Raw genomic sequence first — 16,218 nt, forward strand, 5'->3', positions numbered from 1 at the left:
AATCTTTTTCTTACAGGAAACAGAGTAGCAGATTTCGCGAAGCGGCATGTCAGCACGCTAACGAGCGAGCGCAATGCATAGCAGAGATGCACCCACAAACAACAAACCCGCCATGCGGCGGGTTTGCTGGTACCAGACTGGCTCTGCTTACAACTGCGGACCAGCGTTGGCGATGGCGTCGGTCACGTCGAACTTCTTGAAGTTCTCGACGAACAGACCAGCCAGATCACTCGCAGCGGCGTCATAGGCCGCCGGGTCGCTCCAGGTGTTGCGTGGGTTGAGCAACTTCGCCTCGACGCCAGCAACGGCCTTGGGCACATCCAGGTTGATGACCGGAACGTGCTCGGTTTCCGCACCCGCCAGCGCGCCGGACTGAATCGCGGCGATAATCGCGCGCGTGGTCGGGATGCTGAAGCGGGTGCCGACGCCGTAGCCACCGCCGGTCCAGCCGGTGTTGACCAGATACACCTTGCTGCCAAAGGCGTTGATGCGCTTGATCAGCAGCTCAGCATACTCGCCGGCAGGACGCGGGAAGAAAGGCGCGCCGAAGCAAGTGGAGAAGGTGGACTTGATACCAGTGCCCGAACCCATTTCAGTGGACCCGACCAGCGCGGTGTAACCGGACAGGAAATGATACGCCGCCTGCTCGTTGTTGAGGATGGAGACGGGTGGCAGTACCCCGGTCAGGTCGCAGGTCAGGAAGATGATAGCGTTCGGCTCGCCGGCATAATTGGCCTCGACGCGCTTTTCGACATGCTCCAACGGATAGGCTGCACGGGTATTCTGGGTCAGCGACACATCGGTGTAGTCGGCCTTGCGGCTGTCTTCGTCGATGATGACGTTTTCCAGCACAGAGCCGAATTTGATGGCGTTCCAGATGACCGGCTCGTTCTTCTGCGACAGGTCGATGCACTTGGCGTAGCAGCCACCTTCGATGTTGAATACGATGCCTTCACCCCAACCGTGCTCGTCATCACCGATCAGATTGCGCGCAGGATCAGCAGACAAGGTGGTCTTGCCGGTGCCGGACAGGCCGAAGAACAGTGTGGTATCACCCTCGTCACCAACGTTGGCGGCGCAGTGCATGGGCAGCACATCAGCAGCCGGCAGCAGGAAGTTCTGCACCGAGAACATGGCCTTCTTCATTTCACCGGCGTACCGCATGCCGGCCAGCAGCACCTTGCGTTGGGCGAAATTGATGATCACGCAGCCATCGCTGTTGGTGCCGTCACGCTCAGGCTCGCAGACGAAATGCGGCGCATTGAGGATCTGCCACTGATCATTGCCCGCCGGATTGTACTGTTGCGGGTTGATGAACAGCGTGCGACCGAACAGGTTGTGCCAGGCAGTCTCGGTTTCCATGACAACCGGCAGATAGTGATCGGGGCTGGCACCGACGTGAACATGGGAGACATAGCTCGGACCTTCGGCCAGATAGTCTTCAACACGAGTCCACAGGGCATCGAACTTGTCCGCCGGGAATGGGCGGTTGATCGGCCCCCAGGCAATGGCGGAGCTGGTGGTCGGCTCATCAACGATGTAGCGATCCATCGGCGAGCGACCGGTACGCTCGCCGGTCTTCACCACCAGGGCGCCATTATCGGCCAGTTGACCTTCGTTGCGCTGGACCGCCAACTCGATCAGCTGGGCAATACTCAGGTCGTTAAATACTGTGTTGGTAGCTTGCGTCATCAAACTTCGTCCTCTTCGGCTTGACCGAAATCTCCACAAGACCGATGGATTCGGCCTCAGCACGTAGGGTTACAGCTTAAGAAAAGCGCCAGATCACCGCGCAGGCGCGACATTATGCCAAAGAATGAAGCCAGGCGCTAAGGAAGCGCCCCGACATCAATGAAGATTCTGTGCGTGATCCCTGGCCTGGTCGAACAGCTCGCTCAGTGCGGCGCGGTCGAAGGCATACTTGGTATTGCAGAACTCGCAATCAACCTCGATCTCACCATTGCGTTCGTCCAGCAGCACAAAGGCATCTTCCCGCCCCAGACTGACCAATGCATTGCCGGATCGTTCCGCCGAACAGCTGCACCGAAAGATAACGGAACGCTCATCAAAGAGTCGCACGTCTTCATCGTGATACAACCGATGCAGAATCGTCTGGTTATCCAGCGCCATCAGCTCTTCAACACTCAGCGTATCGGCCAGAATGCTCAGGCGATTCCAGGTCTCCGAGCGGTCCGCCGGGTCGGTCTGACGGTCGGCCGGCAGCGCCTGCAGCATGAAGCCTCGCGCAGTACGGCCGTCAGCCAGCAGACGAAAGCGGCTGGGGAGCTGCTCGGAGCTGTCGAAATAGCCGGCCAGCGATTCGGCCAGTGACTCACCCTCCAGCGCCACCACGCCTTGGTAACGCTGCCCCTTGCTCGGGTCGATGGTAATAGCCAGCACCCCATCGGGCATCAGGTCACGCAGACCGTCGCCGCTCAGATCGTCACTGTAGCGGGCAATGGCCCGCACTTCCTGCTGGCTGGAACATTCGACCATCAGCATGGATAGCGGTCCGGATGAACGTGCCTGCATGACCAGCAGACCATCGAACTTGATCGCCGAAGACAGCAGCACCGCAGCCGCCAGCATCTCGCCCAACAAGGCCTTAACCGGCTCGGGGTATTCGTGCTTGGCAAGAATTTCACGATAACTCTGATTCAGCGACACCAGCTCGCCGCGCACGTCGGCGTGCTCGAACAGAAAACGCTGGGTGATATCCTGGGACGGCATGGCTTCAACCTTTGAAAAACCTCGATTATACCCCTCAGCCATCGGAAAGCGTATTGCGCTCGTCGCGAAAGCGGTGGATCTGCCGCCGCTGCTTCTTGGTAGGGCGATGCTCACTGATCAGTAACCCCGGGCCGGCCGCCTTGCGCTGGGCCGCGGCCTCTTCGCGCAAATGCAGACTCTCGGCGGTTTCCTCGTACAGCAGTTGAGCGTCGGGCGCCCCACGACGCACCATGGAAATGGCCTTGATTACCACGGTACGGGTGTCGTGCCCCTGGCGAATCTGCAGTTCATCATCGATTTTCGGCTCTTTACTCGGCTTGCAACGCTCACCACGACAATGCACCTTGCCCCCTTCAATCGCGGCCTTGGCCAACGCCCGGGTCTTGAAAAAACGCGCCGCCCATAGCCATTTATCCAACCGCGCCTTGCCATCATCGCTCATCGGGTCTGTACTCCTGAGGGCCCTGTATTTTCGGGGAGTGTAACAAGCACTGAGACCCCTGAAAAATGCTGCACCCGAAGGTCAGGCCAGGGTCTTGTTGAAATCACCATCTTGGCCCATGATGCGCGCCATTGCGGACAGTGGCTGGCAAGGGGATCAACATGAAGACATTTGACCATCTCAGTGTGATCGGCCTGCGGGAATGGATCGGCCTGCCGGCGCTTGGCATAGACAAGGTCAGAGCCAAAGTCGACAGCGGTGCGAAAACCTCCGCGTTGCACGCCAGCGATATTGAAACATTCGAACGTGACGGCGAAACCTGGGTGCGTTTCAATGCCCATATCGGCACACCGCACAAACCCCACGACAAGCAATGCGAGGCCCGGCTGATCAGTTTCAAACGGGTGAAAAGCTCCAATGGTCACCTGCAGGAACGCCACGTCATCCGCACCCCTATGGTGCTGGGTGACAGACGCTGGTGGGTGGACTTCACCCTTACCTGCCGCAAATCCATGCGTTATCGGATACTGCTCGGCTGCACCGCAATGCTGGAGGGCCAGCTTGTCATCAACCCTGGTCTACGCTTTGTTCAGGGCGAACCCCAACCCCATCTCAATCCAGAAGGCTGAAGAAAACACCATGAAAATTGCGGTACTGTCGCGCAACGCCAATCTCTACTCTACTCGCCGCCTGGTCGAAGCCGGGCGGGAGCGCGGCCACGAAGTGCGGGTGATCGACACCCTGCGCGCCTACATGAATATCGCCAGCCACAAGCCGAGCATTCATTACAAGGGCTCGGAGCTGGAGCCGTTCGATGCGATCATTCCACGTATCGGAGCATCCATTACCTTTTATGGTGCAGCAGTATTGCGCCAGTTCGAAATGATGGGCGTATTTCCGCTCAACGAGTCGGTTGCCATCAGCCGCTCCCGGGACAAGCTGCGTTCTCTGCAGCTGCTGTCACGCAAGGGCGTAGGTTTGCCGGTCACCGGGTTTGCCCATTCACCAGATGATATTCCTGACCTGATCAGCATGGTCGGTGGTGCGCCTCTGGTCATCAAGTTGCTGGAGGGCACCCAGGGCATCGGCGTGGTGATGTGCGAGACCGAGCAGGCCGCCGAATCGGTGCTGGAAGCCTTCATGGGGCTGAAGGCCAATATCATGGTGCAGGAATACATTCGCGAAGCCGGCGGTGCGGACATCCGCTGTCTGGTGGTCGGCGACAAGGTAATTGCCGCCATGAAACGCCAGGCCAAGCCCGGCGAATTCCGCTCCAATCTGCACCGCGGCGGCAGTGCCAGCCTGATCAAGATCACCCCCGAAGAGCGCATGACTGCCGTGCGCGCCGCCAAGGTGATGGGATTGAACGTGGCCGGGGTAGATATCCTGCGCTCGAATCACGGCCCGGTGGTGATGGAAGTGAACTCTTCGCCCGGCCTTGAAGGTATTGAGTCGACCACCGGCAAGGACGTTGCCGGGCTGATAATCGAGTATATCGAGAAGAATGCCCGTCCCAATCAGACACGGACCAAGGGCAAGGGTTGAGGCAGGGCAACAAGCCGCAAAACGCGAGCGGCCTCCTGTTTCGAGTGGCCTCCGCGCCGTGAGTGGCCTGCCTGCGACACGCTGCAAGTACATCTCTGTAAGCTCATTGATGCCATCCATGGCATCAAACGGTCGCAATCGGGCCACTCACGGCGCCAAGGTATAAGCCTGGGCGTGGTTGAGGGTTTGAAAACCATCAGCAGCGCAAAGTTCTGGGGAAAGGTTGGCCGGCAGGGCCGGGCCGACCGTCGTGTCGTCATGAATGACGACCGCGAGCTTACAGGGATGTACTTGCAGCGTGTCGGTCCGGCCCTGCCGGCCAACCTGTGTCCCTGCTCGCACCAACCAGCACAACAAATCTCATAAGGGAAATTTACGGTTGATACAAACTGCCGAAATCCTCGACCGCATCAAACTCTTCGGTATCGCGCAACGCGCCTTTGCTATCCGGTTGGCGTACAGCGAGGAGCTGGGCAATACCAAACTCCCGGGCGGCGCGCAGGATGTTCAGGCCGTCATCAATGAACAGGGTGCGCTCGGGATCGAACTCCACTTCGCCCCGCAGGGCATGCCAGAACGCCTGCTCTTCCTTGGGAAAACCGAAGTCGTGGGAGCTGATCAACCGCTGAAAATAGGTACGCAGTTCAACGCGCTCCATCTTCAGCGACAACGAATCGCGGTGCGCATTGGTGATCAGCACCACCTGACGACCACTGCACTGCAAGGCACGCAGAAAAGTATCCGCATCCGCACGCAGACTGATCAGATGAGCTATCTCACGCTTCAGCTGAACAATCGGCAAACCCAACTCACGAGTCCAGAAATCCAGGCAGTACCAGTCCAGCTTACCCTGGATACGCTCCATCAATGGATGGATCTCCGCCTTGGCCCAAATCAGTGATTGCCCATGATGTTCGGCATAACGCTGCGGCAGGTATTCGACCCAGAAGTGATTGTCGAAATGCAGATCGAGCAAAGTGCCGTCCATATCCAGCAGGACGGTATCGATGGTGTTCCAGTTGAGCATGGGCGGCTGGGTTTTGACGGAGTGTGCGGCTATCATAACAAACCAGCCAAAGATAACGGAGCCGACATGCCGCAAAAGCCTGACATTCTAGATGCCCGCATTGTGGCCAAAAGCCGGTTGTTCAGCGTGGAGCAGATGCAGCTGCGCTTCAGCAACGGCACCGAACGCACCTATGAACGACTGGTCGGATCAGGCACCGGCTATGGCGCGGTGATGGTGGTGGCGCTCAAGGATGCCCGTACCGTCGTGCTGATCGAAGAATATTGCGGCGGCGTTCATGACTATCAATTATCCCTGCCCAAAGGGTTGGTCGAGCCCGGTGAAGATGTGCTGGATGCCGCCAACCGTGAGCTGATGGAAGAAGCCGGCCTGGGTGCAGAGCGTCTGGAGCTGCTGACCAAACTGTCACTGTCACCCAGCTATATGAGCCAGAGCATCTCGGTAGTACTGGCCCGTGACCTGTATGAAAAGCGCCTGCCCGGTGATGAACCCGAACCGATCCGGGTGGACAGTGTTGACCTGTATGAGCTGAGCGCACTCAATTCGCGCGACAATTTCTCCGAAGGCCGCGCACTTGCCGCCCTCTACCTGGTACGCGACCTGCTTGAACAGCGCGGCGAGTTGCAGCGATGAGCCTGCCCGTTGCCGTTGAGCGACTGTGCCAATTGACCCGTGACGCTGGGCTGGCCGCCCTGCCCTGGTGGCAGCAGAACCCTGAAGTGCTCACCAAGGCCGATGACTCACCGGTTACCGCTGCCGACCTGGCAGCCAATCAGGTAATAATGGATGGTCTGCGTGCCTTGACCCCGGAAATCCCGGTACTGTCCGAAGAGGCCGCCGATGTGCCGTTGAGTGAACGCCTGCACTGGGATCGCTTCTGGCTGGTGGACCCACTGGACGGAACCAAGGAATTCATTGCCGGCACCGAAGAGTTCACCGTCAATATAGCCCTGATCGAACAGGGCGAGGTGCGCTTCGGCTTCGTCGGCGTGCCGGCCCGCGATACGCTCTACTGGGGCGGAGCCGGTCGTGGCAGCTGGCGTCAGCTGGGGGATGAAAGCGCGCAACCCATCCATTGCCGCCCACCCGCTGCGCCGTTGCGGGTGGTCGCCAGCCGCCGACATACCAGCCCCGAGCAGGAAGCCTTGCTTGATCGTCTGCAGCAGGCGCATGGCACCGAGCTTATCGGCGTCGGCAGCTCGCTGAAGTTCTGTACCCTGGCCGCGGGCGAAGCGGACCTGTATCCGCGCTTTGCTCCTACCAGCCAGTGGGACACCGCCGCCGCACAGGCAGTACTGGAAGGCGCCGGCGGACGCGTACTGGGTCTCGACGGTCAACGCTTCACCTATCCACACCGGGAAGACTGGCTGAACCCCTATTTCATTGCCACTGGCCAGCCCGATGAGACGTTACTACATCTGCTGCTAGGCTAATTCCAATCAGACCACCCCTGCTTCAGGAGTCCGCCATGTTCTTCCATTCACCTCCCGAGCACAAAATGCGTATGCCGAGCCCGGCGCAAGCCCTGCCCGGTCGTACCGAGCCGCTGGCCACCAGCAGTACCCATGCGGTCTTGCAGACACCGATCAAACCGCCCTTCCCTGAGCATCTGCAACAGATCATCCTGGGCATGGGCTGCTTCTGGGGCGCCGAGCGGCTGTTCTGGCAAACCGAAGGCGTCTACACCACCGCGGTTGGCTATTGCGCGGGACTGACACCCAACCCGACCTATGAAGAGGTCTGTTCGGGGCTGACCGGACACAACGAGGTGGTGCTGGTGGTATTCGATCCCGACATTGTCTCGCTCGACGAGCTGCTGCGGATCTTCTGGGAAAGTCATGACCCAACCCAGGGTATGCGCCAGGGCAATGACCTGGGTACTCAGTATCGTTCCGGCATCTACGTCACCGATATGACCCAACAGGCGCAGGCCGAAGTCAGCCGTGCGCGGTACGCCGATGCCCTGCAGGAGGCCGGAAAAGACAGCGTTACCACCGAAATCCGTCCAGCCGGGGAGTTTTATTACGCAGAGGCTGCGCATCAGCAATACCTGCACAAGAACCCCGGTGGTTATTGCGGTATAGCCGGAACCGGGATCTGCATGCAGTAATAGTTTTTTACTTGCGGAATCAGAAAATTACGAATAAAACATTCGCACAGCGGAATACATAGCAGCCTCGTTCATCGGACCGGATATCGGTCACGATTGCTGACGAGGCTTTTGTATATTCATCCGCACGATCAGACTTCCCAACCATCTGCTCCGAGAGTCCATGCTGCTACTGACCCTGATCCTGATCCCTTTCATCGGATGCGTCATTGCGGCGTTTCTGCCGGTGAATGCCCGTAACCGGGAAGTCTGGCTGGCGGTGGCCATTGCTCTGATTGGCTTGATCATCATCGGTTGGCAGTTCCCTCAGATCAATAGCGGAGAGGTGCTGCGCTATCAGCTCGACTGGATGCCGGAATACGGGCTGAATCTGGTCCTGCGCATGGATGGCCTGGCCTGGTTGTTCTCGATGCTGATCATTGGCATCTTCCTGCTGGTGGTACTGTATGCCCGCTACTACATGTCACCGGAAGACCCGGTACCACGTTTCTTCTCCTTCCTGCTGGCGTTCATGGGCTCCATGCTCGGCGTGGTCCTCTCGGGGAATCTGGTCCAGCTGGTGCTGTTCTGGGAACTCACCAGCTTGTCCTCTTTCCTGCTGATCGGTTACTGGCACCACCGGGCTGATGCCCGCCGTGGCGCGCGCATGGCCTTTACCGTCACCGCTACCGGAGGCCTGTGCCTGCTGGCTGGGATGTTGATGATGGGGCATATCGTTGGCAGTTATGACCTGGATGTGGTGCTGGCCTCCGGCGAGACCCTGCGCGAGCATGCCTGGTACGTGCCCACGCTGATCCTGGTCGCCCTCGGGGCGCTGACCAAGAGCGCCCAGTTTCCGTTCCACTTCTGGCTGCCCCATGCCATGGCTGCACCGACACCGGTATCGGCTTATCTACACTCCGCCACCATGGTCAAGGCTGGGATATTCCTGCTGATGCGCCTGTGGCCGGTGCTCTCCGGCACTCCGGAGTGGACCTGGATCATCGGTGGTGCCGGGGTCTGTACGCTGCTGATTGGCTCGTTCATCGCCATTTTCCAACACGACCTCAAGGGTCTGCTGGCCTACTCCACCATCAGCCATCTGGGGCTGATCACCGCGCTGCTGGGGATCGGCACACCACTGGCAATGGTCGCGGCGATCTTCCATACCATGAACCACGCCACCTTCAAGGCGTCATTGTTCATGGCGGTCGGCATCATTGACCATGAAAGCGGCACCCGTGACATGCGCAAACTCAGCGGCCTGTACAGAATGATCCCGCATACCGCGACACTGGCGGTCGTCGCCTCGGCCGCGATGGCAGGGGTCCCATTTCTGAATGGCTTCCTGTCCAAGGAAATGTTCTTTGCCGAAGCTCTGCTGGTCGGCAGCAATAGCAATTGGTGGATGGCTCTGGCTGCGGTCACCATGGGCGTGTTCAGCGTGGCCTACTCGCTGCGTTTTATTAACGTGTTCTTCGGCAAGCGCGCGACTGACCTACCGAAAACACCCCATGAGCCGCCACGCTGGATGCGCTTCCCGGTGGAAGTACTGGTGGTGTTCTGCCTGATTGTCGGCATCATCCCCGGCCTCAGTATTGGCCCGCTGCTGCATAACAGTGTGCAGTCAGTGCTCGGCGACCAGATGCCCTATTACAGTCTGGCGCTGTGGCATGGCTTCAATGTCCCACTATTGATGAGTTTTGTTGCGCTGGGCGGCGGTGTGCTGCTGTATACCGTTCTGCGTAAGCGCTTCGACCTTCTTCACCGCGACCAAGTGCCGCTACTGTATCGTTTCAATGGCAAGCAGGCCTACGAAAGCACCATGCTTGAACTGCGCAGCGCCGCTTCGCGGCTGGAGAAGCTGCTCGGCACTCGGCGTCTGCAACCGCAGCTGGTACTGCTGGTCTTTGTGTGTCTGGCCGCCGGGGTAGCAGCTGCCGCTACTGCACCCCGGGTCTGGATGGCCCTGGAGCCCAGCACGCCGCATATTCCCTTCGCGGTGCTCTGGCTGATCGGTTGCGCTTGCGCCATCGCCGCTGCCTGGCAGGCCAAGTATCATCGCCTGGCGGCACTGGCCCTGGTCGGCGGCGCGGGTCTGGTGGTGTGTCTGACCTTCCTCTGGCTCTCCGCACCCGACCTGGCACTGACTCAGTTGATGGTGGAAACCGTCACCACGGTGCTTATTCTGCTCGGCCTGCGCTGGCTGCCGCCGCGACTGCTGTCCATTGAACAGGACAAGGCCGAAGCCGTTCTTACCCGGACTCGCCGCACCCGTGACTTTATCCTCGCGGTAGCTGCAGGCCTGGGTATGGCAGCGATCAGCTATCTGGTACTGATGCTGCCAGCGGGTAGCGGAATTGGTGGTTTCTTTCTCGAACGGGCTCTTTCCGAGGGCGGTGGCAGCAACGTGGTCAATGTGTTGCTGGTCGACTTCCGTGGCTTCGACACCATGGGCGAGATTGCCGTACTGGGCATTGTTGCCCTGACCGTGTACGGCCTGTTACGCCGCTTCCGCCCGTCACCGGAAAGCATGGCGCTGCCGCCACAGCAGACCAACCTGACCGACCCGGCTGCGCCGCAGACACCCGCCGAACAGACCACGACCGGCTACATGATGATACCTGGCGTCTATCTGCGACTGCTGTTGCCGATATTTCTAGTCTGCGCCGTGTATTTCTTCATGCGCGGCCATAACCTGCCAGGCGGTGGTTTTGTCGCCGGCCTGGTGTTCTCGGTGGGCATCATCATCCAGTACATGCTGGCGGGCACCCTGTGGGTCGAGTCACGCCTGCATCTGCAGCCGCACCGCTGGCTGGCTCTGGGCCTGATCATTGCGGTCGCCACCGGGCTCGGCGCGGTGCTGCTGGGTTATCCATTCCTGACCAGTCACACCGCGCATTTCAGCCTTCCGATACTCGGCGAACTGCATATGCCCAGCGCGTTCTTTTTCGACCTTGGCGTATTCAGTGTGGTGGTCGGCGCCACCATGCTGATCCTCACCGCCCTGGCCCACCAGTCAATCCGCAGCCACCGTCTGCCGCTGGCAGCGATGGAAGCCGCCGCAAAGGAGAAAAACTGATGGAAGCTGTTATCGCCATTGCCATTGGCGTGCTGTTCGCCTCCGGGGTCTGGCTGATTCTGCGGCCGCGTACCTTCCAGGTGATCATCGGCCTGTTGCTGATTTCCTATGCGGTCAACATGTTCATCTTCATCATGGGACGGTTGTCCGTGAACAAGCCTCCCCTGACCCTGGAAAAATCGGTGGAAGCCGGTCTGTTTGCCGACCCGGTGACCCAGGCGCTGGTCCTTACTGCGATCGTCATCGGCTTTGCCACTACCGCACTGTATCTGGTGCTCCTGCTGACCTCCCGCGGACTGACCGGTACCGACCATGTAGACGGCAAGGAACCCGGTCAATGAGTTTCTGGGGTGACCAACTGATATTGCTGCCCATCTTGCTACCTCTGCTGTTCGCAGCAGCGCTGGTGTTGCTCAGCGGCCGCCAGCAGCAGCTCAAGTTCGCCATCAACCTGATCGGCACGGGCGCCTTGCTGGTAACCGCCATCACGCTGTTCTGGTTCGCAGATAATGAAGTCTGGCCGAACGGAGTAGGTGTCTATCTGGCGGGGAACTGGGTGGCGCCGTTCGGTATTTCGCTGGTGGTGGACAGGCTGTCAGCCCTGATGCTGACGTTGAGCGCAGTCATCGCGACAGCTGCCTTGGTATTCTCCTACCGCCGCTGGAGCCGTGCGGGGGTGCATTTCCACTCGCTGTTCCAGTTCCTGCTGGCGGGAATCAACGGCTCCTTCATCACCGGTGACCTGTTCAACCTGTTCGTGTTCTTCGAGATCATGCTGGCTGCGTCCTACGGCTTGCTGCTGCTCGGCCTGCAACCCAATCGGGTACGCGCCAGCATGCAGTACGTGGTGGTCAATCTGGTCGCCTCGTCATTCTTTCTGATTGGGGTGGCATTGATCTACGCCTCGGCGGGCACCTTGAACATGGCTGATCTGGCCGTGCGTGCCGCCGCCATGGGCGACAGCGAGCGGCTGCTGCTCGAGGTAGGCGCTGCGGTTCTGGCGATTGCCTTCCTGACCAAAAGTGCCATGTGGCCGCTGGGCTTCTGGCTACCGACCACCTACGCTGCAGCGGCACCACCGGTAGCAGCGATGTTGGTGCTGATGACCAAGGTCGGGGTGTATGTGCTGCTACGCCTGTGGCTGCTGGTGTTTGCCGAGCAGGCCGAGACGCTGGATGCGATTTCCGGCAACGCGCTGATCATTGGTGGCCTGCTTACGCTGACCTTTGGCACCATCGGCCTGCTGGGTAGCCAGGAACTGGGGCGCATGGCAGGGTTCAGTGCAATCATATCCTCCGGCACCCTGCTGGCAGCGATCGGTTACGGCGATCAGAAAATCATCGCAGCAGCCCTGTTCTACCTGGTCAGCTCAACCCTGGCGGTAGCCGCTTTCATGCTGCTGATGGAGCTGGTCGAACGCATTCGCAAGCCCAGCGCAGCGATACTGGCACTGACCATGGAAGCCTTTGCCATCGATGATGCTCCAGAGGAGTCTGCCGGCGTCATTATTCCGGCAGCGATGGCCTTTCTCGGCTTATCCTTTTTTGCCTGCGCCCTGATCATTGCCGGCTTGCCGCCACTGTCCGGCTTCATCGCCAAGTTTGCCTTATTCCACGCCCTGCTCAACCCTACCGGGTTGTTTACCGAAAACCTCTATTCCGCCGGCCCTCTGGCCTGGGGCATGCTGGTATTGATCATTGCATCCGGCCTGGCGGCGATCATCTCGCTGATGCGTTTTGGTGTACGGACCTTCTGGGCGGCGCCAGATGCCGAAGCGCCACGCCTGCAATTGAGCGAAGCGGTGCCCATATCGATGTTGCTGCTGCTGTGCGTGATCATCAGCGTGGCGGCGGGGCCAACCAGCAGTTACATGGAACGTACCTCGGCCGGACTGCATGAGCCGCAACTGTATATCGAGCGGGTGTTGTCCAGCCCTGCGGTACCCGGTGTAGTCAACACCGCGGGAGTTGAGCAATGAGACGCTGGCTGCCTACTCCCTTGGTGTCACTGGCGTTGTGGCTGTTGTGGCTGATGCTCAACCAGAGTGTCGAGCCGGCGCACATCCTGCTCGGCGCGTTGATTGCGATCGTGGTACCCCTGTTGATAGCCCCCTTGCGCCCGACACCGGTGCAGGTATCACGCCCACTGACAATAGGACGCCTGATTTTCCATTCGCTGATCGAAATTCTACGCTCGTGCTTTAACGTCTGCATGCTCATCCTGTTCGGCAAGGGGCGGCTGAACTCGCAGTTCATCCGCATTCCGCTGGACCTGCGCGACCCCCATGGCCTCGCAGTACTGGCCTGCATCATCAATTCCACACCGGGTACGGTATGGGTGGAAATCATTCCAGGCAGCAATGATCTGGCCCTGCATGTGTTTGATCTGCACGATGCAGCCTGGTGGATCGACATGATCAAGACCAGGCTGGAGCGTCCTTTGATCGACATCTTTGAACAGGAGAAAGCATGATTGCCGTGATGCTCACAGTGGCACTGGGGTTCGCCCAGCTGTGCGTGATGCTGGCTCTGATCTTCTGCGCCATCCGCCTGTTGCTTGGGCCCACTGCCCAGGATCGGGTATTGGCGCTGGATGCACTGTGGATGACAGCCATGCTGTTCATTCTGCTGCTGGGCATTCGCTTTTCCAGCATTATCTATTTCGAGGCGGCCCTGATCATTGCGCTGACCGGCTTTGTGTCCTCAATCGCCCTGGCCAAATTTCTCATACGCGGAGAAATCATCGAATGAGCGATTTCCTGACGCTGCCCATGAGTGAAGTGAATCTCTGGCTGGCCATACCCATGGCACTGTTGTTGATACTCGGCGGAATAATCACATTCACCGGGGCCCTCGGGCTGCTGCGACTGCCGAACTTCTATCAACGCATCCATGGGCCGACGGTTTTCATTACCGTAGGTACTGGCTGCTTTCTGATCGCCTCCATGCTGTATTTCAGCGGCACCACTGAACGTCCTGTCGTGCACGAACTTCTGATTACCGCCTTTGTACTACTCACCGCGCCGGTGGTTTCCATGATGATCATGCGGGCAGCGGTGTACCGTGACCTGCGCGCACGCAAGCCGCAGGACGGAACGAACAACGCCTATCAGTTTCCGGATGATCAATAGGTATAGAGGAGTAGCTTGAGAGGGATAACTTCGGACAAGGAAAAGCAGGCCTTAGCCCCTTTCCATGGGCTGAGGCCTGAACTGTCAAGACATAGCGTCCTGAGCCGCCGGACTGGCCGCGAGAGCCATGCCGGGCATTACCAGACTGGCAAAACGAAATATGTTCATACCTTGTTTTGCTACTGCCATTGGACCACCATGCCCCGCAGTGAGTTTGCCCAGCACAGCTCCCGCAACAGCTGCGCCGCCAACCCACCACAACGGTGAAATCCGCCGCACCGCTGCGTATCGCTCTCGCGCATCAAGTCTGAGCAGACTGAATTCGACAGCGAGCTGCTCATCGAGCTGTTGAATCTGATTTTTCAGTTTCCTTCGTTCCACTGGTCTCCTCCTTCAATGTCTGCAGCTGCCTTTTGGTGGCCGGGAAGGACAGACTTTTTGCGTACTTCTTGCAAAGGGCCGCCATTACTCCGAGCGTCGCTAATTGCACGACGATGAATACCACTATAGACAGGGCTACCGAGCCGCTCCAAGCGAAAGCCAGCCAGCCCAGCAAAACGGATAAGCCGATCCATGCCAGCAATAACAAAGGCACCATTGCCAGCCCCAACACCGCCAGCTTCCCCGAATCAGCAATAGCCAGTCGCAATTCGAGGCCCACCAGCCGGACCAGATCGCCGCCCGCCAAGGCCGCATGTTCGAGCCACGCCAGAGAGGATTTCAGTTCATCCTTCAGCGGCTGTCGGGCCTGCTCATGGCCGCCGACATCACCGCTTTCAGGATTATTCTCTCCGGGGATACCTGTCATTTGCTGGACATCATGTGGGAAACAATGAAGCCGGCCGCAAAGGCAATACCCAGTGTAGCCAGCGGCTTGTCATGCAGGTAACTGTTCGCATGATCACACAGCTCGCCTGCCTTACCCTTGCCCTTCATCAGTTGACCTTCAGCGTCATGCTTCCAATCCATTCCCGCAGACTCTGCCGCGTGCTTGAAGTGCTCCTTGGCTTCCATCAGCTTGCTGTAGGCGGCTGCCACCGCTTCCTTGCCGGAGTCGATTTCCTGTTTCTTGCTGACTTGGTCCTGATTTGAAACGGGTCCGTTCTTGTCAACAGCAGTCATATTCGTGTGCTCCTTGTTAGCTTCGGATAAGTCGATATTCAACACACCGACACAATACTTGACCCGAAGCCCGACGGCTTGTTCCCTCTTTTTTGCTATTTGCCGGTGCTCTCGCTCAGGGTGCGCCGACCAACCAGTCCATACGCCAGTCTCCCGGACCGGATTGAGCAAACTGCCGGGCTAGCCAAGGCAGCACCTGCTCCAGCTCTTCCCACAACGGCCACGGCGGATTAATCAGCATCAACCCCGAGCCGTTGAGGCCAAGACTGGTATCTGCCGGCCGCACGTTGAGTTCGACGCGCAGCACCTTGGGCAGCTCCGCCTCGCTGATCTGGCGATAGAAGTCCCGCAGCAGGCGCTCATCCTTGATCGGGTACCAGAGGGCGATTACCGTCTGACGCATACGTTGAACCCCCTGCTGCATTGCTCGAAGACAACGCTGCAGGTCATCGCCCTTCTCGAACGGCGGGTCGATCAGCCACAAAGCGCGTTTTTCCGCCACCGGCAGGAAAGCCTTCGGCAGCTCATAGCCATCACGCTGATGCACGGCAATGCGCGGCTCATCGGCAAAATGGTTCTTCAGCGTCAGCGCGTCTACAGGATGCAGCTCACTGAGAATCATCCGGTCCTGCTCGCGCAGAACATCGGCGATCAGCTGTGGAGATCCGGGATACAGCTGCAGTTCGCCCTTGGGATTATGGCGAGCTACGACTTCACGATAGTCGGCCAGCAGATCAGGCAGATCATCCCGCGCCCACAGCCGACCAATACCATCCAGATACTCCCCAGTACGCCCAGCATCTTCGCCCTGCAGATCGTACAATGCCGTGCCGGCGTGACTGTCCAGATAACACAGCGGCGCCTCCTTGCGCTGCATCAAGGTGACCATACGCAGCAGAATGGCGTGTTTGAGAACATCGGCGTGATTGCCGGCGTGGAAGCTGTGGCGGTAATTCATGGGATTTCCTGATGCTTGCGGACGGGCGTATTCTAGCCCATTGGCTTGGGAGTTTCTGGTTGTTTTCGGTTGGGGTGGTGGCTGGTGGTGCCG

18 protein-coding genes are annotated in these 16,218 nt (G+C 59.0%); 11 read left to right on the forward strand and 7 right to left on the reverse strand.

All coding sequences use genetic code 11. From position 1 onward, the window contains the following. Nucleotides 1-147 precede the first annotated feature (147 nt). The 3 genes from BLU11_RS13100 to BLU11_RS13110 form a co-directional block, all read right to left on the reverse strand. Entirely contained in the window at nt 148-1,692 is a 1,545-nt protein-coding gene (locus BLU11_RS13100) for a phosphoenolpyruvate carboxykinase (protein WP_090274065.1), read from the reverse strand. 156 nt (nt 1,693-1,848) lie between these two features. After that, nucleotides 1,849-2,730: an Hsp33 family molecular chaperone HslO gene (gene hslO / locus BLU11_RS13105; RefSeq protein WP_090274068.1), complete on the reverse strand. Its 882-nt coding sequence runs from the start codon at nt 2,728-2,730 to the stop codon at nt 1,849-1,851. 34 nt (nt 2,731-2,764) lie between these two features. Then, nucleotides 2,765-3,172 (reverse strand): RNA-binding S4 domain-containing protein, encoded by a 408-nt coding sequence (locus BLU11_RS13110; protein WP_090274070.1) that lies wholly within the window; start codon nt 3,170-3,172, stop codon nt 2,765-2,767. A gap of 161 nt (nt 3,173-3,333) precedes the next feature. Between BLU11_RS13110 and rimB the strand changes: the two genes are divergently transcribed. Next, complete coding sequence (gene rimB / locus BLU11_RS13115) at nt 3,334-3,801, forward strand: retropepsin-like aspartic endopeptidase RimB (RefSeq protein WP_090274072.1); 468 nt, start codon at nt 3,334-3,336, stop codon at nt 3,799-3,801. A gap of 10 nt (nt 3,802-3,811) precedes the next feature. Beyond that, the gene (gene rimK, locus BLU11_RS13120) at nt 3,812-4,717 is read left to right on the forward strand and encodes a 30S ribosomal protein S6--L-glutamate ligase (RefSeq protein ID WP_090274074.1); all 906 of its coding nucleotides are present in this window, start codon (nt 3,812-3,814) and stop codon (nt 4,715-4,717) included. 373 nt (nt 4,718-5,090) lie between these two features. Here the strand turns inward: rimK and yrfG are convergent, their stop codons facing one another. Further along, nucleotides 5,091-5,780 (reverse strand): GMP/IMP nucleotidase, encoded by a 690-nt coding sequence (gene yrfG / locus BLU11_RS13125; RefSeq protein WP_090274076.1) that lies wholly within the window; start codon nt 5,778-5,780, stop codon nt 5,091-5,093. 30 nt (nt 5,781-5,810) lie between these two features. On the opposite strand from yrfG, the gene nudE reads away from it, so the two are divergent. The 9 genes from nudE to mnhG all read left to right on the forward strand — a co-directional run bounded on the left by nudE (nt 5,811) and on the right by mnhG (nt 14,045). After that, nucleotides 5,811-6,377 carry an ADP compounds hydrolase NudE gene (gene nudE / locus BLU11_RS13130; protein WP_090274078.1) on the forward strand — a complete coding sequence of 189 codons (567 nt, stop codon included), beginning with the start codon at nt 5,811-5,813 and terminating at the stop codon, nt 6,375-6,377. Beyond that, a complete protein-coding gene (gene cysQ, locus BLU11_RS13135; protein WP_090274080.1) occupies nt 6,374-7,177 on the forward strand; it encodes a 3'(2'),5'-bisphosphate nucleotidase CysQ in 804 nt (267 codons plus the stop codon). Before nudE ends, cysQ begins: the two co-directional genes overlap by 4 nt. Before the next feature lie 35 nt (nt 7,178-7,212). Then, nucleotides 7,213-7,854 (forward strand): peptide-methionine (S)-S-oxide reductase MsrA, encoded by a 642-nt coding sequence (gene msrA, locus BLU11_RS13140; RefSeq protein ID WP_090274082.1) that lies wholly within the window; start codon nt 7,213-7,215, stop codon nt 7,852-7,854. A 163-nt stretch (nt 7,855-8,017) separates the two neighbouring features. Beyond that, nucleotides 8,018-10,915 (forward strand): monovalent cation/H+ antiporter subunit A, encoded by a 2,898-nt coding sequence (locus BLU11_RS13145; protein WP_090274084.1) that lies wholly within the window; start codon nt 8,018-8,020, stop codon nt 10,913-10,915. Further along, complete coding sequence (locus BLU11_RS13150) at nt 10,915-11,256, forward strand: Na+/H+ antiporter subunit C (protein ID WP_090274086.1); 342 nt, start codon at nt 10,915-10,917, stop codon at nt 11,254-11,256. Before BLU11_RS13145 ends, BLU11_RS13150 begins: the two co-directional genes overlap by 1 nt. Further along, nucleotides 11,253-12,893, forward strand: a complete 1,641-nt coding sequence (locus BLU11_RS13155; protein ID WP_090274089.1) for a monovalent cation/H+ antiporter subunit D — start codon at nt 11,253-11,255, stop codon at nt 12,891-12,893. The genes BLU11_RS13150 and BLU11_RS13155 overlap by 4 nt, the downstream gene beginning before the upstream one ends. After that, the gene (locus BLU11_RS13160) at nt 12,890-13,387 is read left to right on the forward strand and encodes a Na+/H+ antiporter subunit E (RefSeq protein ID WP_090274091.1); all 498 of its coding nucleotides are present in this window, start codon (nt 12,890-12,892) and stop codon (nt 13,385-13,387) included. The genes BLU11_RS13155 and BLU11_RS13160 overlap by 4 nt, the downstream gene beginning before the upstream one ends. A gap of 47 nt (nt 13,388-13,434) precedes the next feature. Further along, on the forward strand, nt 13,435-13,665 hold the full coding sequence (locus BLU11_RS13165) for a K+/H+ antiporter subunit F (RefSeq protein WP_231702340.1): 231 nt from the start codon (nt 13,435-13,437) through the stop codon (nt 13,663-13,665). Continuing rightward, nucleotides 13,662-14,045 (forward strand): monovalent cation/H(+) antiporter subunit G, encoded by a 384-nt coding sequence (mnhG, locus tag BLU11_RS13170; protein ID WP_231702202.1) that lies wholly within the window; start codon nt 13,662-13,664, stop codon nt 14,043-14,045. The genes BLU11_RS13165 and mnhG overlap by 4 nt, the downstream gene beginning before the upstream one ends. Nucleotides 14,046-14,382: 337 nt before the next feature. Here the strand turns inward: mnhG and BLU11_RS13175 are convergent, their stop codons facing one another. The 3 genes from BLU11_RS13175 to BLU11_RS13185 all read right to left on the reverse strand — a co-directional run bounded on the left by BLU11_RS13175 (nt 14,383) and on the right by BLU11_RS13185 (nt 16,125). Further along, nucleotides 14,383-14,853, reverse strand: coding sequence for a phage holin family protein (locus BLU11_RS13175; RefSeq protein WP_090274093.1), 471 nt, complete (start codon nt 14,851-14,853; stop codon nt 14,383-14,385). After that, nucleotides 14,850-15,167 (reverse strand): hypothetical protein, encoded by a 318-nt coding sequence (locus BLU11_RS13180; RefSeq protein WP_090274096.1) that lies wholly within the window; start codon nt 15,165-15,167, stop codon nt 14,850-14,852. The genes BLU11_RS13175 and BLU11_RS13180 overlap by 4 nt, the downstream gene beginning before the upstream one ends. A gap of 115 nt (nt 15,168-15,282) precedes the next feature. Continuing rightward, nucleotides 15,283-16,125 (reverse strand): 23S rRNA (adenine(2030)-N(6))-methyltransferase RlmJ, encoded by an 843-nt coding sequence (locus BLU11_RS13185; RefSeq protein ID WP_090274098.1) that lies wholly within the window; start codon nt 16,123-16,125, stop codon nt 15,283-15,285. Nucleotides 16,126-16,218 lie beyond the last annotated feature (93 nt).

The sequence above is a fragment of the Halopseudomonas litoralis genome, from assembly GCF_900105005.1.
Classification (GTDB): domain Bacteria; phylum Pseudomonadota; class Gammaproteobacteria; order Pseudomonadales; family Pseudomonadaceae; genus Halopseudomonas; species Halopseudomonas litoralis.